Source organism: uncultured Marinobacter sp., assembly GCF_947488835.1.
Taxonomy (GTDB): Bacteria; Pseudomonadota; Gammaproteobacteria; order Pseudomonadales; family Oleiphilaceae; genus Marinobacter.
Window position 1 is genome coordinate 43,883 of sequence record NZ_CANLBK010000001.1, and the last position, 21,911, is coordinate 65,793.

21 protein-coding genes are annotated in these 21,911 nt (G+C 54.6%); 12 read left to right on the forward strand and 9 right to left on the reverse strand.

All coding sequences use genetic code 11. The features are described from left to right. From rsxD to metG, 5 genes are read right to left on the reverse strand one after another with little or no spacing between them, the layout of a single operon-like run. On the reverse strand, nucleotides 1-1,053 hold the full coding sequence (gene rsxD / locus Q0824_RS00210; protein WP_298446775.1) for an electron transport complex subunit RsxD: 1,053 nt from the start codon (nucleotides 1,051-1,053) through the stop codon (nucleotides 1-3). A gap of 21 nt (nucleotides 1,054-1,074) precedes the next feature. Continuing rightward, nucleotides 1,075-2,919: an electron transport complex subunit RsxC gene (gene rsxC, locus Q0824_RS00215; RefSeq protein ID WP_298446776.1), complete on the reverse strand. Its 1,845-nt coding sequence runs from the start codon at nucleotides 2,917-2,919 to the stop codon at nucleotides 1,075-1,077. After that, a complete protein-coding gene (gene rsxB / locus Q0824_RS00220; RefSeq protein ID WP_298446777.1) occupies nucleotides 2,919-3,491 on the reverse strand; it encodes an electron transport complex subunit RsxB in 573 nt (190 codons plus the stop codon). The genes rsxC and rsxB overlap by 1 nt, the downstream gene beginning before the upstream one ends. Nucleotides 3,492-3,506: 15 nt before the next feature. Beyond that, nucleotides 3,507-4,088 (reverse strand): electron transport complex subunit RsxA, encoded by a 582-nt coding sequence (rsxA, locus tag Q0824_RS00225; RefSeq protein WP_200204228.1) that lies wholly within the window; start codon nucleotides 4,086-4,088, stop codon nucleotides 3,507-3,509. A gap of 36 nt (nucleotides 4,089-4,124) precedes the next feature. Beyond that, nucleotides 4,125-6,167, reverse strand: a complete 2,043-nt coding sequence (gene metG, locus Q0824_RS00230; RefSeq protein WP_298446778.1) for a methionine--tRNA ligase — start codon at nucleotides 6,165-6,167, stop codon at nucleotides 4,125-4,127. Between the two features lie 140 nt (nucleotides 6,168-6,307). Here metG and apbC point away from each other — a divergent pair, with 140 nt between their 5' ends. From apbC to Q0824_RS00250, 4 genes are all read left to right on the forward strand, one after another. After that, the gene (apbC, locus tag Q0824_RS00235; RefSeq protein WP_298446779.1) at nucleotides 6,308-7,408 is read left to right on the forward strand and encodes an iron-sulfur cluster carrier protein ApbC; all 1,101 of its coding nucleotides are present in this window, start codon (nucleotides 6,308-6,310) and stop codon (nucleotides 7,406-7,408) included. 268 nt (nucleotides 7,409-7,676) lie between these two features. Continuing rightward, nucleotides 7,677-8,243 (forward strand): dCTP deaminase, encoded by a 567-nt coding sequence (dcd, locus tag Q0824_RS00240; protein ID WP_200204240.1) that lies wholly within the window; start codon nucleotides 7,677-7,679, stop codon nucleotides 8,241-8,243. Further along, entirely contained in the window at nucleotides 8,240-8,839 is a 600-nt protein-coding gene (locus tag Q0824_RS00245; RefSeq protein WP_298446780.1) for a YjaG family protein, read from the forward strand. The genes dcd and Q0824_RS00245 overlap by 4 nt, the downstream gene beginning before the upstream one ends. A gap of 74 nt (nucleotides 8,840-8,913) precedes the next feature. Next, a complete protein-coding gene (locus tag Q0824_RS00250; protein ID WP_298446781.1) occupies nucleotides 8,914-10,191 on the forward strand; it encodes a valine--pyruvate transaminase in 1,278 nt (425 codons plus the stop codon). Here Q0824_RS00250 and Q0824_RS00255 read toward each other — a convergent pair. The 3 genes from Q0824_RS00255 to purM all read right to left on the reverse strand — a co-directional run bounded on the left by Q0824_RS00255 (nucleotide 10,188) and on the right by purM (nucleotide 12,748). Next, entirely contained in the window at nucleotides 10,188-10,940 is a 753-nt protein-coding gene (locus Q0824_RS00255; protein WP_298446782.1) for a DUF3108 domain-containing protein, read from the reverse strand. The two genes, Q0824_RS00250 and Q0824_RS00255, sit on opposite strands and share 4 nt — an antisense overlap. A gap of 84 nt (nucleotides 10,941-11,024) precedes the next feature. Next, nucleotides 11,025-11,687, reverse strand: coding sequence for a phosphoribosylglycinamide formyltransferase (gene purN, locus Q0824_RS00260; protein WP_298446783.1), 663 nt, complete (start codon nucleotides 11,685-11,687; stop codon nucleotides 11,025-11,027). After that, on the reverse strand, nucleotides 11,684-12,748 hold the full coding sequence (gene purM, locus Q0824_RS00265) for a phosphoribosylformylglycinamidine cyclo-ligase (protein ID WP_298446784.1): 1,065 nt from the start codon (nucleotides 12,746-12,748) through the stop codon (nucleotides 11,684-11,686). The genes purN and purM overlap by 4 nt, the downstream gene beginning before the upstream one ends. Nucleotides 12,749-12,964: 216 nt before the next feature. Between purM and Q0824_RS00270 the strand changes: the two genes are divergently transcribed. The 5 genes from Q0824_RS00270 (at nucleotide 12,965) to Q0824_RS00290 (ending at nucleotide 16,792) form a co-directional block, all read left to right on the forward strand. Then, nucleotides 12,965-14,290: a DUF2066 domain-containing protein gene (locus Q0824_RS00270; RefSeq protein WP_298446785.1), complete on the forward strand. Its 1,326-nt coding sequence runs from the start codon at nucleotides 12,965-12,967 to the stop codon at nucleotides 14,288-14,290. 21 nt (nucleotides 14,291-14,311) lie between these two features. Further along, nucleotides 14,312-14,872 (forward strand): CDP-alcohol phosphatidyltransferase family protein, encoded by a 561-nt coding sequence (locus tag Q0824_RS00275; protein ID WP_298446786.1) that lies wholly within the window; start codon nucleotides 14,312-14,314, stop codon nucleotides 14,870-14,872. Then, complete coding sequence (gene hda / locus Q0824_RS00280; RefSeq protein ID WP_298446787.1) at nucleotides 14,851-15,567, forward strand: DnaA regulatory inactivator Hda; 717 nt, start codon at nucleotides 14,851-14,853, stop codon at nucleotides 15,565-15,567. The genes Q0824_RS00275 and hda overlap by 22 nt, the downstream gene beginning before the upstream one ends. Nucleotides 15,568-15,649: 82 nt before the next feature. Beyond that, nucleotides 15,650-16,447, forward strand: coding sequence for a ParA family protein (locus Q0824_RS00285; RefSeq protein WP_298446788.1), 798 nt, complete (start codon nucleotides 15,650-15,652; stop codon nucleotides 16,445-16,447). Between the two features lie 9 nt (nucleotides 16,448-16,456). Continuing rightward, the gene (locus Q0824_RS00290; protein WP_298446789.1) at nucleotides 16,457-16,792 is read left to right on the forward strand and encodes a YqcC family protein; all 336 of its coding nucleotides are present in this window, start codon (nucleotides 16,457-16,459) and stop codon (nucleotides 16,790-16,792) included. A gap of 31 nt (nucleotides 16,793-16,823) precedes the next feature. Here Q0824_RS00290 and nadC read toward each other — a convergent pair whose 3' ends face one another. Beyond that, entirely contained in the window at nucleotides 16,824-17,663 is an 840-nt protein-coding gene (gene nadC / locus Q0824_RS00295) for a carboxylating nicotinate-nucleotide diphosphorylase (RefSeq protein ID WP_298446790.1), read from the reverse strand. A gap of 235 nt (nucleotides 17,664-17,898) precedes the next feature. Between nadC and Q0824_RS00300 the strand changes: the two genes are divergently transcribed. The 3 genes from Q0824_RS00300 to Q0824_RS00310 all read left to right on the forward strand — a co-directional run bounded on the left by Q0824_RS00300 (nucleotide 17,899) and on the right by Q0824_RS00310 (nucleotide 21,813). Further along, nucleotides 17,899-20,202, forward strand: coding sequence for a DUF1631 domain-containing protein (locus Q0824_RS00300; protein WP_298446791.1), 2,304 nt, complete (start codon nucleotides 17,899-17,901; stop codon nucleotides 20,200-20,202). Nucleotides 20,203-20,274: 72 nt separating this feature from the next. Next, nucleotides 20,275-20,925, forward strand: coding sequence for a 1,6-anhydro-N-acetylmuramyl-L-alanine amidase AmpD (gene ampD, locus Q0824_RS00305; protein WP_298446792.1), 651 nt, complete (start codon nucleotides 20,275-20,277; stop codon nucleotides 20,923-20,925). Next, nucleotides 20,926-21,813: a histidine kinase gene (locus Q0824_RS00310; RefSeq protein ID WP_298446793.1), complete on the forward strand. Its 888-nt coding sequence runs from the start codon at nucleotides 20,926-20,928 to the stop codon at nucleotides 21,811-21,813. It abuts the gene before it with no gap. Nucleotides 21,814-21,911 lie beyond the last annotated feature (98 nt).

Consider the following 21,911-nt stretch of genomic DNA (forward strand, 5'->3'; position numbering starts at 1 on the left):
TCAGCTCCTGCCCCCGCCAGAAAACCCCCTGCGGGCCTTGTGATGGCCGTAGGTTCGCGGCGGCGTGTAATGGTCGATAAAGGGCACGGCAAAATTCATAAGCAGCACACTGAATGCAACGGCATCCGGATAGTTGCCCCAGCTCCGGATCAGATAGATCAGTACGCCAATACCCGCGCCATAAATCAGTTTGCCCTGATGGCTGGTTGCTGCAGAAACCGGATCGGTGGCGATGAAAAATGCACCGAGCATGGTGCCGCCTGCCAACAGGTGCAGTGAAAGCGGTGCGAACTCGTCGGCGTTGCTACCAAAGGCCAGGCTCATAACGATCAGTGCGCCCAGAAACGCTGCTGGAATGTGCCAGGTGATAATTCTGAGGCCGATCAGCACAAGCCCGCCAGCCAGAAAGGCAGCATTTACCCATTCCCAGCCCCTTGCAAACCCATCGCCGAACGTGGGGTGGACAAGAACTTCCTCCGAAGTGTGAGTCGCAATTTTATGTTTGTATTCATCGAGCGGGGTGGCCATGGTCCAGCCATCAACCGCGGTTTGCTGTCCTGAGGCAATGGCCGCCAGTGTATCTCCGAAGCCAGGAGCCTTGTCCCAGAGTAATGCCGGCTCAGCCCAGTTGGTGGTCATGGCAACGGGGAACGAGATCAGTACCAGCGCGTAGCCCACCATGGCAGGGTTGAAGGGGTTAGAGCCCAGCCCGCCATAAAGCTGTTTGGCGATCACGATTGCGGAAATGACGGCCACTGCGGATACCCACCAGGGTGCAAACTGAGGCATGGATAGCCCGAGCAGAAGCCCGGTTACAGCGGCGGTGTTGTCCTTGAGAACAAACGCTACCGGTTTGCTGCGCAATTTGAGAACAGCGGCTTCCGACGCCAAGGCGATGGCAATGCACCAGACTACGTTGATGAGGTTGCCCCAGCCAAAAAACAGGGTTTGTGCCAGCAACCCGGGCAAGGCCGCGAGTATGACCCACAGCATCACCTTTGAGGTAGGGCGAGCCTTGTGAGCATGGGGTGAAGACTGTTGAACAAACGCCATGAAAATCGGGCCTGATTCGAATTATTTGATGGATTGTGGTTCAGTTTGAGCTGCCAGCGTTTTGCGTGCATCCGCAAGGGCTTCCTCTGCCCGCTTAACCCGGTCGTGGTTCTTGGCAACGGCTCGTTCAAGCTTGTCCACGTTGTCTGCCTGTTGTGCTTTTGCATCTCCAAGCATGGCCTGCATGGTTTCCAATTTGGACAGCGCCTGAGAGAACTGTTTTTCCAGCACATCCAAATCGGGCGTTTCCTGCTCTGGCTCTGGCTCTGGCGGGGCTGTTACCTTTGCACTGCTGGCTTCTGAACTGGCTTTTTTCCGCGCCAGAGCTTGCTCCACCAAGGCGGATTTCGCCGCTCGCTCGTCAACAGCCTCTCCATTGGCCGTGGCCTGCTCGGCTTCTGCTTTCTTCAGGGCCTGAGCTTGCGCAGCGGCTTTGGCGCGCTCTTTGCGGCGCAATTCTTTCTCCTGCTGTTCGCGCTCAAGCCTTTGCTGGCGGGCTTCGAAACGCTCCCGTGCTCTATCGGCTTTCAGCTGTTCTGCACGCTGTACGCGGATCTCGCCCTTGGCGTAGCGATAGTATTGCACCAGCGGGATGGAACTGGGGCAAACGTAAGAACAGGCACCGCACTCTATGCAGTCGAACAGGTTCAGATGCTCTGCTTTTTCGAACTCGGTAGCTTTGGAATGCCAGAATAACTGCTGCGGTAGCAGTTCCATGGGGCAAACCTCTGCACATTGGCCGCAGCGGATACACGCTTGCTCCGGTGGCGGTGCAGGCAGCTCACTGGCGGTCGCAGCAATGATGCAATTACTGGTCTTGATAACCGGCACAGCTGTGGTGTTCAGGGTGTAGCCCATCATGGGGCCACCCAGTACCAGGCGACTGACCAAGTCATGCTGCAAGCCCGCTTGTTCCAGTAGATAGGCAATGGGTGTGCCAAGCAATACATCAAAATTGCCCGGGCTTTCAGCGGCTTCACCGCTCACAGTGACCACCCGATTAATAAGCGGCGAACCCTCGAAAACAGCGTCGGACACGGCTACGGCGGTACCAACGTTCTGGCACATGACACCTATATCTGCCGGAATGCCGCCACTGGGCACTTCCATGCCAGTGAGAATCTGGATCAGTTGCTTTTCCCCGCCCGAGGGGTATTTGGTCGGGATAATCGCTATTTCAATTTGCGTGCCGTGGATGGCTTCGCGCAGTGTTGCGGCAGCTTCCGGTTTGTTATCTTCTATGCCGATCACGCAACGCTCGGGTCGCAGTATCCAGGCCATTATCTTTAACCCTGCCACGACCTTATCGGCACGCTCGCGCATGGTCATGTCGTCGGCAGTGATGTAGGGCTCGCACTCCGCGCCGTTGAGAATCAGCGTATCGACTTTGCGGTCCCGGGGCGGCTTCAGTTTTATATCCGTAGGAAAGCCCGCGCCGCCCATGCCGGAGATGCCGGCTGAGTGAATAATGCCAAGCACCTGATCCCGCTCAAGAGTGCGGTAGTCGCTGATCGGGAAGCGCTCGCACCATTCGTCCTTGCCATCAGGCTTCAAAACGATGCACTGGTCTGTCATGCCGGAAGGGTGAGGTACCGGGTAGTCACCAATGCTCTCGATCACGCCAGATGTGGGTGCGTGCAGTGGAACGCCCATGCCATGGCTTACGTCGGCTATTTTCTGGCCTTTGAGGACAACATCGCCAATCGCCACTACAGGCTCTGCGGGCTCACCTATATGCTGCTGCAGCGGCAACACCAGTTGCCCGGGAATGCCTGCAGCCTGAATTGGCCGGCGGGTTGAAATCTGCTTGTTCTCTGCGGGGTGAATGCCGCCGCTGAAGTCCCAAAGCTTGATAGTTGAGGGCATCAGGAGTTGGCCTCCTGTATGTCTGTTGCAATGATTCGGGGCTGAGACCAGGTCCATCCGCGGATATCCGGTTCGATAGTAATCATGTCGATGCAATCGACCGGGCAGGGCTCCACGCATAGATCACAGCCTGTGCACTCACTTTCGATAACCGTGTGCATGTGTTTTGCAGCACCAAGAATTGCGTCTACCGGACAGGCCTGAATGCACTTGGTGCACCCTATACATTCATCTTCCCGTATCACGGCAACTGTTCGAGCTTGTTCTACCCCGTGCTCTGCATCCAAGGGTTGGGGCTCCACATCGAGCAGGTCGGCCAGCGCTTTGATAGTGGACTCGCCGCCGGGAGGGCATTTATTGATGGCACCACCCTCGGCAATGGATTCGGCATAGGGACGGCAGCCAGGGAAACCGCACTGGCCACATTGGGTTTGCGGCAGCATTGCGTCGATCTGTTCCACCAGCGGATTGCCTTCTACCCTAAAGCGCTCCGAGGCAAAGCCCAGCAAAGCGCCAAACGCCAGTGCGAGGGCAAGCAGAACCAGAACGGCGATAAGAATGCCTGTCCACATAAAACTGCGTCTCCGTTAAACGCTGACCAGGCCGGTAAAGCCCAGAAACGCCAGTGACATCAACCCTGCGGTTACCATGCCAATCGCGGCGCCCTGAAAGGACACTGGGACATCAGACACGGCAATGCGCTCGCGCATTGCGGCAAAGAGCACCAGCACCAGCGAGAAGCCGGCGGCAGCGCCAAAACCGTAGAGCACTGATTCAACGAAGTTGTTGTTTTTGTTCAGGTTAAGAAGCGCTACGCCGAGCACGGCGCAGTTGGTGGTAATCAGCGGCAGGAAAATACCCAGCACCCGGTAGAGCAGAGGGCTGGTTTTACGCACAACCATTTCAGTGAACTGAACCACCACAGCAATCACCAGAATGAAAGTGATGGTTTTCAGAAACACCAGGTCCAGAGGCGCCAACAGGTAGGTATAGGCAAGATAGCTGCATACCGATGACAGAGTCAGCACAAACGTGGTGGCCAGCGACATGCCCATGGCCGTTTCCAACTTGCCTGAAACCCCCATGAAGGGGCACAGGCCAAGAAACTGCACCAGCACGAAGTTGTTCACCAGAATGGTGCTGACCAAGATCAGTAAATATTCTGTCATTGTTGCATCACCGGATCGCTCTGCCTCGACCTTTGTTTACATCACACGCATGCCGGGTGTGGCACCCGAATCAGGAGACAGGATAAAGATATCCTTGCCGCTCGGGCCAGCTGCCAGAACCATGCCTTCGGACATGCCAAACTTCATTTTACGGGGTTTGAGGTTGGCTACCATGACGGTCAGGCGACCCTCCAGATCCTCGGGCTTGTAAGCCGACTTGATACCAGCAAACACGTTGCGCTCGCCTTGCCCCAAATCAAGCGTCAGGCGAAGAAGCTTGTCTGCGCCTTCCACATGCTCGGCTTTAACGATTTTTACCACTCGAAGGTCCACCTTTGCGAAATCATCAAACTCGATTTCATCGGCGATGGCTTCGCTATTGTCAGGCTTGGCTGCCTGGGCTGGCTTACCGATGGCCGCAGGCATCTCTTCTTTCGACGCATCCAGCATCTTTTCGATCTGCGCCATGTCTACCCGGCTCATCAATGGGGTGAATTTGTTGATGCTGTGGTTTTCCAGTCGCTCGCTGCGATTGTTCCAATCCAGTTTGGCGTTCAGGAACTCCTCGGATGCCTTGGCCGTCTCTGGCAGCACCGGAGCAAGGTAGGTCATCAGCAGGTGGAACATGTTCAGGGCGTTGGTGCAGATGGCCTGCAGTTTTTCGTCCTGACCTTCCTGCTTGGCTACGACCCAGGGCTGCTCATCGTTCACGTACTGGTTGGCAATGTCTGCCAGTTCCATGATGCGGCGCATGGCACGGCCAAATTCACGCGCTTCATAGAAAGCTTCCAGTTCTTCGCCCGCTTCAATAAATTTCTTCAGCTTGTCGTGTTCGGTCACCTGGCCAAGCTTGCCGTCAAATCGCTTGGTAATGAAACCGGCACTGCGGCTGGCAATGTTAACTACCTTGCCGACCAGATCTGAATTCACTCGCGCGGCAAAGTCCTCGAGGTTCAAGTCCATGTCATCCACGCCGCCAGTCAGTTTGGCGGCAAAGTAATAGCGCAGATATTCCGGGTTTAGATGATCCAGATAGGTACGGGCCATAATGAACGTGCCCCGGGATTTGGACATCTTCTTGCCGTTAACGGTTACAAAACCGTGGGCCCAGACTGCTGTTGGCGTGCGGAAGCCCGCATCGTGCAGCATTGCCGGCCAGAAGAGGGCGTGGAAGTTGATAATATCCTTGCCGATAAAGTGATAAACCTCGGCAGTGGAATCTACCTTCCAGAAGTGTTCGAAATCCACGTCTTCCCGGTTGCAGAAGTTCTTGAAGCTTGCGAGGTAGCCAATAGGCGCATCCAGCCAAACATAGAAAAACTTGCCGGGGGCATCGGGAATTTCAAAGCCAAAGTAAGGTGCATCACGGCTGATGTCCCATTCTTGCAGGCCTGCATCAAGCCATTCAGCCAGCTTATTGGCAACTTGAGGTTGCAGCGCGCCACTGCGGGTCCACTGAGTCAGGAACTCGGTGAATTCGGGCAACTTGAAAAAGTAATGCTCGGAATCCTTCTCAATTGGTGTAGCGCCGGACACTGCTGAGCGAGGGTTGATCAACTCAGCAGGAGTGTAGGTTGCGCCGCAAGCTTCGCAGTTATCGCCATATTGATCGTCAGTTTTACACTTGGGGCATGTGCCCTTGATGAATCGATCCGCAAGAAACATGTTCTTCTCTGGGTCGAAGAACTGAGTGATGTTGCGAGTCGCGATCTTTCCGTTCTGTTGCAACTGACGGTAGATGTACTCAGAAAAGTACCGGTTCTCTTCCGAATGGGTGGTGTAGTAGTTATCAAAGCGGATGTGAAACCCGGCGAAATCCTGCTGATGTTCCTCACGGATGCGGTCAATCAACTGCTCGGGCGTGATGCCTTCCCGCTCGGCACGAAGCATAATGGCGGTGCCGTGGGCATCATCGGCGCAAACGTAGTAGCAAGTATGGCCTCGCATATTCTGATAGCGCACCCAGATATCGGTCTGAATGTATTCCAGCAGGTGGCCCAGGTGAATGGGGCCATTGGCATAGGGCAGGGCGCTGGTAACCAGAATATCGCGCTGTTGCTTTGAACTCGCTTGCGTCATGGTGTGTCCGAACCTTTCATCAGAGTAAGGGTTGTATGGTCAGAAACGGGCACAGATGATACCTTTTGAACAGATAATTTTCACCCGAAACACCTGTTTTCATGCTGAAAACCCGCATGAGCTAATTTACGGAGAGCCAGATGACACAGATTTCAGAGCAGGCCCTGCAAAAGGCCGTTCGTGAATACCGAGATCCCTACCTGGAAAAGGATCTTTACGAGCTGGGTGCCGTAAAGTCGCTGGTAGCTGATGAAGCAGGCAAAGTTACGGTGATGGTAGAGCTGTCATACCCGTCAAAAGGCATCGCAGGCGGCCTGAAACAGTTGGTCGCCAATGCGCTGGAAAATGTTGATGGTGTTGAGACTGCTGAAGTGCATGTGGCTCAGAAAATCCACTCCTACAAAGTCCAGAAAGACCTGCCATCCGTTCCTGGCGTCAAAAACATCATTGCGGTTGCCTCGGGTAAAGGCGGCGTTGGCAAATCCACCACCGCTGTCAACCTGGCTCTGGCACTCCATGCCGAAGGCGCTCGCGTAGGCGTGCTTGACGCTGATATCTATGGCCCTAGCATGGGCATGATGCTGGGGGTTCCCGAGGGCAAGCGCCCGGACGTGCGAGAAGAAAAGTACTTTGTCCCCATGGAAGCCCACGGCCTCCAGTGCATGTCTATGGCCTTCGTAACCACCGATAAAACCCCCATGGTATGGCGCGGCCCCATGGTTAGTGGTGCTGTTATGCAGCTCTTACAGCAAACCCTGTGGGATGAACTCGACTACCTCATCGTCGACATGCCCCCGGGCACTGGCGACATTCAGCTCACGCTGGCCCAGAAAGTTCCGGTTACCGGTGCGGTCATTGTTACCACCCCTCAGGATATTGCTTTGCTTGACGGCAAACGCGGCATAGAAATGTTCCGCAAAGTCGAAATCCCCGTACTGGGCGTTGTGGAAAACATGAGCGTTCACATCTGCAGCAACTGCGGCCACGAAGAACACCTATTCGGCGACGGCGGTGGCGAGCGCATTGCCGATGAATACGAAACAACCCTGCTGGGCCAGCTGCCCTTGCACATGACCATCCGTGAGCAAACAGACGGCGGCAAGCCAACTGTGGTTGCTGTCCCTGAATCTGAAGTAGCACTCCGTTACCGTGATATTGCCCGCCGGGTTGGGGCAGAGCTTTCCACAAGGGAGCGAAACCTCAGCGGCGCCATCTCAAGTGTGTCTGTAAAGTCGCACTAAATATGAGTTGGTTTGCTCGGCGAGCTGCTCAATAGTCTGATCGCAGGCGCGGGAAAGGCGGTTCAAAAATGTCGTAGGCCAGGGATGGCCGGAGACAAGCCCACATGGATGTGCTCGAAGCGGTTTTTGAACCGCCTTTCCCGTGACTGCAGCCCCCGAGGAAACTGTTCCTGTGGCCACCAAATGCCGGCAATCAATGGCTTCGACAGAACCCAACCGAACAGGTAAACTACGCCCCAATTTTCCCAAGTAGAAACGAGATTTCGCCATGAGCATCAAAGCTGACAAGTGGATTCGCCGAATGGCTGAACAGCACCGCATGATCGAGCCCTTCGAAAGCGGCCAGGTTCGTGACGGTGAGCAAGGCCGAGTTATCTCCTACGGTACCTCAAGCTACGGCTACGACGTACGTTGCAGCAACGAATTCAAAATCTTCACCAACGTACACTCCGTCACCGTCGACCCCAAAAACTTCGACGAAAAAAGCTTCGTAGACTTCACCGGCGACGTTTGCATCATCCCGCCGAACTCCTTTGCCCTAGCGCGCACCGTCGAATACTTCCGAATTCCCCGCAGCGTACTCACCATCTGCCTGGGTAAATCCACCTACGCGCGCTGCGGCATCATCGTAAACGTCACACCGCTGGAGCCAGAGTGGGAAGGGCACGTAACCCTGGAGTTTTCCAACACAACCAACCTCCCGGCGAAAATCTACGCCAACGAAGGTGTAGCCCAGATGCTCTTCTTTGAATCTGACGAGATTTGCGAGACCAGCTACAAAGATCGGGGCGGAAAGTACTTTGGCCAGACTGGCGTAACACTGCCAAAAACATGAACGCCAACCAGTTTCTTAAAGCAGTAGCCCAATTGCAGGGATGGCGTGAATGCGCCTTCCTGCTGGCACTTGCCGAGCGCTCGTTTCCGAACTATGCGCTCTTTGCCGAAGCGGTTGACCTGAAAACCGGCGGCAAAATGCACCAGATACTCGATCTCGCCTGGGGCACACTTCAGGAAGATGTAGCCGAATCCGCCATACCGCAACTGCTGGTAAAGCTCGAAGCCTTGTCTCCGGATGTGGGGGCTTATGACGCTTATGGTGTATACCCGGCGTTTGATTTCTGTCAGCTGCTAGAGCAAGCGTTACTGAATCGACTGAATCCCTCAAAACACCGTGCGACAGAAGCCTCACAATTGGCAACGAGTACGGTAATGAGTTTCATTGAGCTGTCTGAAGGTGACGGGCTGGAAGAATATGAGCTGGTCCGCCTGCTCGACTCACACCCCCTGATGAAAGAAGATAAAGCCTTTCAGCGCAACCTCGTGCTTGAGCTGAAACGCCAGCGCACCCCAGTAGAGCAATTTATTACCGAAGTACGGGAAACTGCTGCCAACGACGGCGTCAGTAATCTTGGTATCTCGCCAGGAGACTGAATCCTTCCCCGTCTTGGAACTGGTTTTCGCCACTCCCGCTAAATGTTCAGTACCGACCCTATGGATGCAACCCCATGAAACTCTCCACTTTTGGCCGTAAGTTCACCGCCGACGCAGGCATCACCTCGCTGATGGATGATCTGGGTAACGCCATGGCTTCTGGCGGCGACATGATCATGATGGGGGGTGGGAATCCGGGGCACATCCCTGAAATTCAGGCGCGAGTGCAGGAAATTTTGGCGGACATGAGCAAGAGTGAAAGCGACGTTCGCCGGTTGGTGGGAATATACGATCCCCCCCAGGGAGAAAAGCAGTTTATTACGTCACTGGCAGACCTGCTAAGCCGAGAGTATGGCTGGGATCTGAAGCCGGAAAACATCGCACTGACCAACGGCAGCCAGGCCGCTTTTTTCATGTTGTTTAACATGTTTGGTGGCGATTACGGCGAAGGCCAGCGAAAGCACATACTCCTGCCACTGGCGCCTGAGTACATAGGTTATGCCGATGCTGGTATTGAGCCGGGGTTATTTCACGCGGTGCAGCCCGATATTTCGTTCACCGATGCCCACGAATTCAAATACCGTGTGGACTTTGATGCGGTAGAAGTAACGGGAGAGACGGGGGCCATTTGTGTATCCCGACCAACTAACCCGACCGGCAACGTGGTGACCGACGAAGAGTTGGCCCGGTTAGAGGAGATGGCGCGTCAGCACAACATACCGCTGATTGTGGATGGGGCCTACGGCACACCTTTTCCAAGCCTGTTGTTTGTAGATGCCAAGCCCACCTGGAACGAACAGATTATCCTTTGTCTGAGTTTGTCCAAGCTTGGTTTGCCGGCTGCCCGCACCGGGATTGTGATTGCTTCAGCGCCCGTTATCAAAGCGCTGTCTGGAATCAACGCGATCATGAACCTGGCAACAGGTAGCTTTGGTGCCATGCTGGCCGAGCCGCTGGTGCGTTCCGGAGAAATCCTCTCATTGAGCCGGGATGTCGTTTGCCCGTTTTATAAGCGAAAGATGGAGCGGGCGGTAGCCGCGTTTCGTGAGGCCATGGGCGAAGACAGCTGTCGCTGGTATGTGCACAAACCTGAGGGCGCCATGTTCCTGTGGCTGTGGTTCCCGGATTTGCCCATCACCAGTCTGGAGCTATACCAGCGGCTAAAAGCCCGGGGCGTTCTGGTGGTTTCAGGGCATTACTTCTTCCCGGGATTGCCGGAGGATGGCTGGAAACACCGTGATGAATGCTTGCGTGTGACCTATTCCCAGGACGACGAGCGGGTGGCTCAGGGGCTGCGCATTATTGCGGATGAAGTTAAAGCCGTGTGGGCCGAGGCGGGTCGGGAGGTTTAACCTCCCAGGTCCACGCTCTTGAGTTTGAGTTCATACTTGCTGCCGTCTGGCTCAACCTGAAGCAGACGCACCAGTACGAACTGGCTGGCCGGATCAAACCACATCAAGGTTTCGCGTTTGGAGTTTTCACGAACCTTCTCGGCTTTGAGTAGTGATGATTGGGCGCCATCTGAACTGCTTGCGTTGTCGTTCACAACGGCAAACCGCTCACTGTCAATCTTACCGCGATCCAGAACCTGATACTCCATCTCGCGCTTTCCGTTCAGAACATCCTGGTGCAGTTGCACCTGAAAGCCAAGAGGATCGAGAATACCTTCCTGCAGCTCTACTTTGAATGATTTACCCCTGTAATCTCCCGTGGCTACTCCGGCCTTCCAATCGAAATCGATAGATTGGGTTCTGTCTTTAATAAGGAAGCCAGACAAGCGATATCGATACCTGAGGGGAACAACCTTGCCATCCTCCCATTTAAGTATCAGAGACTCGTCCAGATCGGCAATAAAAGACTTTACCTCTGTGCGGTACAGCCAGACATCATTGCCCTGGGAGGTGAGGATGCGTTTGGCGCTGCCATTCAGGGAGACGCCCTTTTCCATGGATGCGCCATAACTGACTTCAAAAGGAAATAAATCCGGGGCTGGCTCTGCCTGTGCAGCGTTACTTGGCAGCAGTGCGAGCGCGCACAGGAGGCTGGCTGCGATGTTTCGGCCTGTTTTCAGGGAGGGCGCAATAACTAGAGCTGGAAACATGTCGTTGACCTCGAGTCCTTCAAGTATGCTGAAAGTCTAGCGGGTCGGTGGGCATCACGTGGTGACAGTCTGTTAAGGTGCGCCTCAACTGTCGGAGAGGCGCATGGGTTTTTCCATAACCTGGCCATCGAACAGCACGTAGTCGCTGCCCAGTTGTATTCGGCCTTCGCAGAACCAGCGCACCACGATTGGGTACAGCAGGTGCTCTTTAAGCTGCACTTTTTCGGCAAGCGAATCACTTGTGTCATCTGGCATCACAGAGACCTCTGCTTGCGCAATCACCGGGCCGCCGTCCAGTTCCTCGGTTACGAAGTGAATTGAGACACCGTGAGTACTGTCACCAGCATCCAGCACTCTTTGGTGAGTGTTCAGGCCGGTGTACTTTGGCAAAAGCGATGGGTGAATGTTCAGCAGTTTGCCGCGGAATGCCTGTACAAAGCTCGGGGTGAGGATTCGCATAAAGCCTGCAAGTACGATGACATCCGGGCTGTAGCGCAGAATGTGAGCGATTAGAGCAGCGTCGAACTCGTCTCGAGAGCCAAATCCTTTATGATCAACGACAAAGGTTTCAATGTTGGCTTGGGCGGCGCGTTCAAGGGCAAACGCTTTGGGCTGGTTGCAGCCCAAAGCGATGACCTGGCCCGGAAAATCCCGTTCCCGGCTTGCGTCTACCAAGGCCTGGAAATTGGTCCCGCTGCCGGAAGCCAATACCAGAATTTTGGGTAGAGTTGGTTGGTCTGCCTTCATTCTGACAGCAGCCCCGGTGCATAGCGCACTACCGCGTCTTCTTCAGGGTTCTCAGCGCGCTCAATAGCGCCCACCTGCCAGGCAGTCTCTCCGAGCGCCTTCAGGGTATCCAGAGCCAGTTCTTTCTGGCTATGTGGGATGCAAACGATCATACCAATGCCGCAGTTAAAGGTGCGGTACATTTCTTCAATGGCAACACCACCCGCCTCTTTAAGCCATTGGAATACGGGAGGTAGCTCCCAACTTGTGGTATCGATAGCAGCAACCATACCTTTGGGCAGAACTCTGGGGATGTTTTCTGGTAAACCGCCACCCGTGATGTGGGAGAGAGCGTTTACGTCCACCTGCTGAATGAGCTTCAGCACGTTTTTGACGTAGATCCGTGTGGGCTCCATCAGTGCATTTTCAAGAGTGGTATCGCCAATAGGCTGCTTAAGGTCGGCGCTGCTAACCTCAAGGATCTTGCGAATCAGTGAGTAACCATTGGAGTGGGGGCCTGACGATGCCAGTGCCAGCAGCACGTCGCCTTCGCGCACATTACTGCCATCTATAATTTCGCTGCGCTCTGCTACGCCAACGCAGAAGCCGGCCAGGTCGTAGTCGTCGCCTTCATACATGCCCGGCATTTCAGCCGTTTCGCCACCTACCAGCGCGCAGCCGGACTGTTCGCAGCCTTCGCCAATTCCAGCCACTACCTTCGCGGCTATGTCTATGTTCAGTTTTCCAGTGGCGTAGTAGTCCAGGAAGAACAAGGGCTCTGCGCCACCTACGATAAGATCGTTCACGCACATGGCGACCAGATCAATACCAATGCTGTCATGCTTTTCGAGTTGCATGGCCAGTCTGAGCTTTGTGCCCACGCCATCGGTGCCAGACACCATGATGGGTTCTTTGTACCCTGGAGGGATCGCGACCATGGCACCAAACCCGCCAAGTCCTCCCAGAACCTCAGGGCGCCGGGTACGTGCGGCGGTTTCCTTGATACGGCTGACAAGTTCATTACCGGCGTCAATATCAACGCCCGCATCGCGGTAGGTCAGGGAAGGCTTCTGTTCGCTCATGGGAATCTTAACCAATTAGGCAAGTGGGTCAGGCCGCGGATTTTAACAGGTGCGGTGTGGGGGTCCAAGTGCAATTGCTGCGAGCGAGTGCAGATTCGACGAGTAACTGTGCAGTCCGGGGTGGACAAGATTGCATTTCAGCAACCCGGGTCGGCTACTCAGGCTCCGGGCCATGGTGTATCCTATGCGCCATTCATGCGAACAGCAGGGTGTTTCATGCCAGTACCAAACAAGATCCGGGCTTTAAAGCCCTCACCAGCCCTTTGGCTTGCCATTTTTTGTGCCTTTATGCTGGCAACATCTACCCCAGCGACGGCCGTTACGGTATCAGGGCTTTATACAGTAGAGGTTCCTGTGGCCGGCTCCGGCCCGGGTGCTCTAGCACAGGGCTATGCAGATGGATTGGCTCGGGTTTTTGTGCGAATTTCCGGTACCCGTGAGGTGCTTGCGCTGGATGGTGCCAAGGCATTGATGGCGGATGCGGAGTCCTTGCTGCTGTCCTATCAGGTGCTTCGTGGCGCAAATGGTGATAGCCGGCTGACGATGGCCTTTGGTGCGGTGGGCGTAAACCGTGCTCTCGCGTCGATTGATGCCCCAGTGTGGGGTGCAAACCGGCCTTTGACTCTGGCGTGGGTCGCTGTTGAGGATCGTGGTGTTCGCAGGCTAGTGACGGGCTCCGGTGGAGATATGACAAATAGTGGAGACTCCGGAATCTGGTCTTCCGCGTTTGCCCGAGCGGCTGAGGAGCGAGGGCTTCCCGTGACACTTCCACCGGCGGAATTCAGCGATAACAGAGAGTTGTTGTCGGACATTTGGGGGCAGTTCACCAGTCGTGTGCGCAGCGCATCAGAGGGCGTTGAGCATGATGTGCTTGCCCTGGTTCGTGTTAGCCGCTCTGGCAGCCAGTGGCGTGCAGGCTGGGTATTTGAAGGCGCAAAGCTCAACAACAGTGAAGAGTCGGTCAGTGCCGATACGCGGGAAGCTTTGGCGGAGGCGCTGGTTAATCGTTGGGCAGAATTGTACGCCAGTCGTTACGCTGTTGCAGCCGGTGAGGTTGGAGACTTGCCGCAGGTTGATATTGTACTGCGGGGTGTTACCTCAGTTACGGACTATGGCAAGGCTACTCAGGTTCTTGAGGGGCTAACGCCTGTGGTAAGTGCAGGGGCTTCGCGAGTCAAGGGTGAGCAATTAACACTCAGGGTGGCATTTTCCGGTGAGCTCGATCAACTCAAGGAATACATTGCTCTGGATTCAAGGTTCGTGCCTGTTGAGGGTGAACCTCAGGATATGCGGCAGTCTCGTTTGACGCCACCTGAAACCCCCGCAAAGCCAGCCCAGTCGCAAGCCGGGCAGAGCAGCCCAGAGGCGGCTCCAGAAATAAAAGCAGACACAGAAGCGGGTTCTGCTGAGCAATCCAAGTATACCTACCAGCCATCTCCTGTAGATGAAGAGGAGGCGGAGCAGGCATTCGAATCGCTCTATCAAGTTCTCTATTACCGCTGGCAGCCCGTGCCGGTTATTGTGAATGATGGCGGGCAGTAAGCCGCAACCGGAGGCAGCTCAGTGAACACATACGCCTGGCGCTGGATTCCCAATGCTTTGACGTTTGTGCGCATATTGCTGATTGCTCCTTTTGCAAGGGCGTTACTGGTGCATGAGTACCGCCTTGCTTTGCTTATCTTTGCTGTCGCGTCGTTGACAGATGGTCTTGATGGTTTCCTTGCACGTCATTTCAACTGGCGTTCGCGTTTTGGTGCTGTGGCCGACCCCTTGGCCGACAAGGCTCTATTGATCACAGCCTATCTGGTGTTGACATACACATCTGTACTGCCGTTGTGGTTGTTCGCACTGATACTCGGGCGGGATCTTCTGATTGTTGGTGGTGCACTGGTTTATCATTACCGAATCGGCCGCTTTGAAATGGAACCCAGTATGCCTGGAAAGTTGAATACCCTGGTTCAGGTTCTGGTAATTTTGGGCGTGATTATTGTTATGGCGGGTTTGCCGGTGCAGCCCGTGTGGATGGATGTCGGAATCTGGCTGGTTGCAGCTTCAGCTGTGTTTAGTGGAGGCCATTACGTAGTTGTCTGGGGTGCACGAGCATGGAGGGCCAGTCAGTCGTGAGCGCATCGCAACTGGTTCTTGGTGTCCGGCTTCGGGACGATGCACGTTTCGATAATTTTCACGGGGATCGCAACCGGGAAGCTGCGCAGCGGCTGTCATCGGTGTTCAGTCAGCCTGAAGGGCTGCCGGTGGTGGTGGTCTGCGGCGATTCCGATACGGGTAAAAGCCACCTGTTACAGGCAGCTTGCCACCATGGAGAAGCCGACGGAAAAACAGCCGTGTGTATCAGTATTGCCGAGCTGGAACCTTTCGGGCCAGACGCGCTTGCGGGGCTGGACACCATGGATGTTGTCGCGCTTGATGATCTGGATCGGATAGCCGGTAAAGCAGACTGGGAAGAGGCGGTTTTTCACCTTTATAACCGCCTGCACGACGGTGGGCGTATGCTCGTTGTCAGTCTCTCTGAGGTCCCTGCCTCCTTGCCCTTTGTATTGCCAGATCTGGTCTCTCGGTTGCATCACGGTGTTACGGTGCAGCTTGGGATTTACCGTGATGATGATCGGTTAAGGATACTCATGGCCCGTGCCGAACAGCGCGGGCTAACAATGACGGACGACGTTGCAGGCTTTATTATGCGCCGTGCTCCACGGCGTCTCGGAGAATTGTTGAGCATTCTCGATACCCTCGATGAAAATTCCCTGCAAGCACAGCGACGTCTCACTATTCCGTTCGTGAAAACGGTCATGCAGTGGTGAGTCAAAGGCACAGGCATAACCAAACACAAAAACAGCAATCAAACGATAAGACGCTGAGTAAAGCGCCAGATGGAGAAATGACATGAGACGGGTAGTATTCAACCAAAAAGGTGGAGTCGGAAAATCCAGTATTACCTGCAACCTGGCAGCGATCAGCGCGGCAAGAGGCAAGCGCACGCTGGTTGTTGATTTGGACCCCCAAGGTAACTCAACGCATTATCTCTTAGGCAAACCTGCGAGCGAGCTCAAAGATACGGTTGCAGACATGCTGGAACAAACGGTGGCCTTCAAGGTATTCAATCGGCGTCCGGAGGAATTTGTTCACGCGTCGCCGTTCCGAAACCTCTATGTGTTGCCCTCTAGCCCGGAGTTGGATTTTCTTGAGCGTAAGCTGGAAGCGAAGCATAAAATTTACAAGCTGCGGGAAGCCCTCAAAAAGCTGGGTGAGTCCTTCGACGAAATCTACATCGACACGGCACCGGCTCTGAACTTCTACACCCGTTCGGCACTTATCGCGGCTCAGCGCTGCCTGATCCCATTTGATTGTGATGATTTTTCTCGTCAGGCGCTATACAACATTCTCAATGAAATTAGAGATCTGCAGGAAGATCATAACGAAGAGCTGGTGGTGGAAGGTATTGTCGCCAACCAGTTCCAGCCCAGGGCCAGCCTGCCCAAGAAGCTGGTGAAAGAGCTGATCGAAGAAGGATTGCCAGTGCTGCCCGTACGCTTGTCAGCGTCTGTAAAAATGAAAGAGTCTCACCAGTGTCGGCAGCCGCTTATTTACATGGCTCCAAAGCACGCCCTCACAAAGCAGTTTGAAGATCTGTATCGCGTATTGAGTGGCGAGACGGTCGAGCTGGAACCTTTGGCGGATTGAGGAGGGGTTATGGCCGGCACCGGTGACGTGACAGGGCGGGTGGCAGATTGCCTTCTCGGAATTGAAATAGAGCTGCGCAAACTTGACATGTGGGCGGCTGAACGCCCGCCAGCAGAGGCATTCGACAGCACTGAGCCCTTCTGCATCGACACACTGGCATTTACCCAGTGGATTCAATTTGTATTTCTCGAGCGCATGAAGTTCATTGTTGAAAACGGCCACCCTTTGCCCAGGGTGTCTGGCATTGCGCCCATGGCAGAAGAGTACTTTCGTGGTCTTCCTGAGTCAGGGCAGGGGTTGATACAGGAGCTTGAGGCAGTTGATCAGCTACTCTCGGGTAGCTGATCAACTGTGCTTGAATGGTGAACAGCCCGGTTCAGTCCAGGCGCATGGATAGGTCAATTGCTTTGACATCTTTGGTCAGCGCGCCAATGGAAATATAGTCGACACCGGTTTCTGCAATAGGAACCAATGTGTCTGTATTGATACCTCCCGAAGCTTCCAGTTTTGCCCGCCCTCCGGTCATGGCGACGGCAGTGCGCAGATCTTCCATGGAAAACTCGTCAAGCATGATGATGTCAGCTCCGGCACTGAGCGCTTGCTCCAGTTCTGTCAAATTTTCGGTTTCCACTTCTACGGGTTTTCCTGGTGCGATTCTGTGGGCTGCTGTTATAGCGTCGGCGATGGAACCGCAGGCGGAAATATGGTTTTCTTTGATCAGAAATGCATCCCAAAGCCCCAGACGGTGATTGTGGCAGCCGCCGCAGGTTACCGCGTATTTCTGGGCGAGCCGCAATCCGGGCAGTGTCTTCCGGGTATCCAGAAGGTGAACACTGGTATGCGCCACACGCTCAGCGTAGCCCGCACAGTTTGTTGCAACCCCTGAAAGCGTTTGCAGCCAGTTCAGTGCGGCCCTCTCAGCGGTTAAAAGGCTCCGGGCGGTGCCCTTCATGCGAAACAGAACCTGGTTGGGCGACGCGGATTCACCATCCTCGATTAGCCACTCCAGAGTGACCGAGCTGTCTACCTGGCGGAACACTTCATTCACCCATTCGCGCCCTGCGATGTGGGCCCGCTCCCGGGTAATAACATGACCTGTAGCCTGCTTTTCCAGTGGGATAAGTTGAGCTGTAATATCGCCATCGCCGATATCTTCTCGCAGGCTCGCTGCGACGGATTCAATTCGTGACTGGCGTAGGCGTTCGGTGAAATTCATGGTCATGCATCCGCTTGTGTCTGGGGCCAAAGTGCTCTGAATGAGTTGAGGAGCATGATTCTATAGACCGCTAGCGGTTTCGCCAAATTCTGCCAAGATTGTGATCTGGGTCCGCTCTACACAAAAGGTGACAATTTCTGACACAAGGTGACGCAACTAACTCGTATGATATGTAATCCGAGTAGTTTCTTAGCGATGCTCAGGCGTTTCACGTACCTTGGCTGAGGGGTAATCAATGAAGCAGGAAAACAAGGTTGTCAATTTTTCCGGGCAGAAATCGTTTTCACGGTTTGATCTGCCGCCGGCCCTTGTTCGCCTGCGTGATTCGTCTGGCCAGTCTTTGAAAGGTGTGCTCGAACGTTTTTTCGAGCGTGCTGACGACTCCTTGTTTGAGCTTGCGGATCGCGCCGGCTCCAACATGGATCAGACAGTCTATTTTGATGCTATGCGCGAATTGCGGCTGCGCCGCAAAGCCATGGTCGTTTCAATGCTGCAGTACGTTAGCCAGGCTTTTAACGATATTGGCAAGTTCCGGCCCCGACAGGCCGCAGGTGCCCTTGATGAAGTTGATCGCGATTCCCTGAGCCTGCTGGAGCATTCAGACCTGGAGCAGCAGGTAGCGATTGATAACCTTATCAATAAGCTGCGAAATCAATATCAGGCCCCCATCCAGCTTTTGTCTTTGCGGGTGAACCACCTGGTGAAGGGGGTGGATCTCTCCGGCAGTCAGATGCCTCTCAGTCCCGAGGTGATCTGTGGCGGTATCGCAGAGGCTTGTGCTGATCTGGATATCGATATCCGTGCAAAACTTGTTGTTCTTAAACTGTTTGACCGTTTGTTGGCGGATACGCTCGGTGATTTCTATCAGGAAGCTAACCGCACGCTGGTTTCAGAAGGTGTTCTTCCGGATGTAAAGCGTCCACCAGCCCGTTCCGCCGGTGCCAGGTCTGCGACCTCCGCCCCGGTGCCGCCAAGCTCAATGCAGCAAGGCGCGAGTGAAGGGTCGGGTGAGGTCAGTGGTGGCCAGTATTACAGTCATGACCAGATCCAGGGCGGTGCTTCCTATGCAACGTTTTCCGAATTGAGCGCGCTCCTGCATCAAAGAGGTGCATCCCAGGCTATGTTAGAACCGGACAAGGCTGATGAAGCCTACCTGGATACTGATGGGTTGCTGGCTCGTCTCAGCGAGGCACAGACATCGTTCGCGCAGTGGGAAGGCGGTGACGTGGCTTCTCTCGATCAGCGGCTTCAGCCTGTTCTCAGGGCGGCTAGTGGCGAGAAAGCGAACATTGGGCAGGTAGACAATGATGTCATAAACCTGGTTTCCATGTTGTTTGACTTTATTCTGGAAGACCGGCAATTGCACCCGGTTATGAAGGCGCTCATAGGGCGCTTGCAGATACCCGTTTTGAAGGTTGCCCTGAGCGACAAAAACTTTTTTAACCGTGGTGGGCACCCGGTACGAAAATTATTGAATGAACTGGCGCTATCTGCCATTGGTTGGAGTGAGAAGCGGGCCGGCCAGCGCGATCCGCTGCACGAAAAGATCGAAACGGTGGTGGACCGGGTGTTGAGTGAATTCACCAACAACGTGTCACTCTTTGATGAGCTCTTGAAGGATTTTTGTCACTTCACGGACCTTGATCGCCGCCGTCGGGAACTGGTAGAGCAACGCTTGCGCGATGCGGAGGAAGGTCGGGCTCGGCAGGAGCAGGCGTCGAAGGTTACTGACACTCTGATTCAGCAGCATACCGCTGGCAGGGATATTCCTGAGCCTGTGCACGAAATGCTCACAGAAGCATGGACAAAGTACCTGCAGTGGGTGGTATTGCGGGAGGGGCAAGACAGTGAACGCTGGGCAGACGCAAAAGAGCTGACTGGCCACCTTGTTTGGAGTGTGGATCCTCAGCCTGTAGAGAGCTCCACCCGAAGCGACTTGCTTCGCGCAATCCCGGCTATTGTGGATGATTTCCGCAGGGCGCTTCAGGAAATTTCCTGGGATCCGTTTGCAACAGATACCGCGGTAAGAGATCTCGAACTGGCGCACGTGGACGTGTTTCAGCGTTTGGCAACGGCCCCGTCGCGGCCAGTACCGGCGGTGGAAGATGAAGAACCACTCATTGAAACTTTTGTAGTGCCAGAGACCGAGGCTACACCGCCGGACACCGGAACGAAGGCTGAGGCGAATATACAGCAGCAACCTGAAGTGGTGGGGTCGCTAGTCGAAGCGTCCTCTGAGTCGGTTGAGGAAGATATTCCGGAACGGTGGCTGATCAGGGCAGACGGCCTTCGCGTTGGCGCCTGGGTAGAGCTTACCCGCGAGGAAACCAAGCTTCGTTGCAAGCTGGCTGCCGTTATCAGAGCCACCGGCAAGTACATTTTCGTTAACCGCAGCGGTGCCAAAGTGGCGGAGTATCATCGCCAGGAGTTGGCAGCCGCAATGGCCGCTGGCTCGGTATGCATGCTTGACGATGGGCTTATCTTCGACAGAGCACTGGAATCCATCATCGACAATCTGCGCAACACTCGCAAAGATTGATCCGTGGTAACAGGTGTTACTTTGTGATTCAATCAGATCACAGTGTAATGCTCTGATAATAATGGATTCATCTTGCCCCATTCAGCCTCCGATCATGGTAGTACAGCTAATTACGGCGAAAACATAGAGGCGCTTCGCCAAACGGGGCGCCTTGAAGGTGCTCGCTGGTGTCCTTCGCCGAATTACGGCCCTCGCCCGGAAAGCGCGACCATAAACCTTCTGGTGGTGCACAGTATCAGCTTGCCGCCCGGCGAGTTTGGTGGCCCCTACATTGAAGACTTCTTCACCAATAGCCTGAATCCGGATTTGCATCCTTACTTCGCAACCATTGCGGAGATGCGCGTGTCGGCCCACGTACTGATTCGCAGGGATGGCAGCCTGGTTCAGTTTGTCAGCCTGCTGGAAAGGGCTTGGCATGCGGGCCGATCCAGTTTTCAGGGTGTACAAGAGTGCAACGACTTCTCTATTGGCGTTGAGCTTGAAGGCGCAGACGATGTTCCTTATACGCTCGAGCAATATCGGGCGCTGGCAGAACTCTCGGTAGTAATTTGTTCTGCCTGGCCGGCGATCACCGGCAACCGTATTACTGGCCACAGTGATATTGCTCCTGGTCGCAAAACGGACCCTGGGCCGGCGTTTGATTGGCAGCAATTTCGGGCGGCTCTACAGACAGCTCAAGCTGGAAAAAGCAGTGCCGAACAGCCTCCTGAAGGAGCAGTTTAGATGATTCTGGTGGTATTTCTCATTGCGTACCTGGTACGCAGACGACTTGATAGCCTGAATGCGATTTCCGGGGATGAACTTTGGCGGCGTTGGTTTCGCCAAGGCACCGTTGTTAAAGCGGGTCGTGAATCAGGGGTGGTGGCTGGTCTGGTTCTGATCACTGTGCCTGCGCTGCTGGCGGCTTTGAGCGTTTATGCTTTTGAGCTATACGGCTGGCGGCTTGCTGCCTACCCGCTGGAAACTCTAGTGCTTGTGTTGATGATGGGCTCGCCTGGCTGGCGGCAAGCACTTGAGCCCTACGCGGAAGCTTGGCGTAAAGGTGACATGCAAGCTGCATGGCATCTTATACAGGAGCGCCTGCCTGCCAACGAGCGTGGTGCTGCTGTATCACCTGAGATTATGCACCTTGCCTTGTGCAAAGCGTTGATGTTGGCCGTATTTCAACGGTTCTTCCTTGTGGCTTTCTGGTATGTGGTGGGCGGCATTGGCTTGGCAATTTTTGTACGTGGGCTTGTGGCTCTATCAGAACAGTGGCCACAGACAGCGGCGAGACCGCGGTACTTGAACGCATGTGAATGGTTTAACTGGATACCGGTGAGGTTGCTTTCAATAACCTTTGGGATTGCCGGTGATTTGTCGGGTTGGTTGAGTGAATCCAGAGCTGCGATGACGAGTATTACGAAAAAGACGTCAGAGATCCTCATGATTTCCGCCAATGGGTCGTTAACCGGGTATGCACTTGATCCAGCCCGCTTTTCCCGGATTCATGCGGACGAATGGGCCGGTTTTGGCGGTCGCAGTTTGAGTGCGGTAAGAGACTTACTCAGCCGGAGCATGCTGGTGTGGATTTGTGCGCTTGCGTTACTGGTGATTGCAGGGGTTGTTTGACCCTTAGTTTGGTAATAAATAGTTACTCAAGTTTTTTCGAATTTGGGCGATAATAAAAACAGAACATGCATTCATTTGTTTGCGTTTCAAAGAGAGGG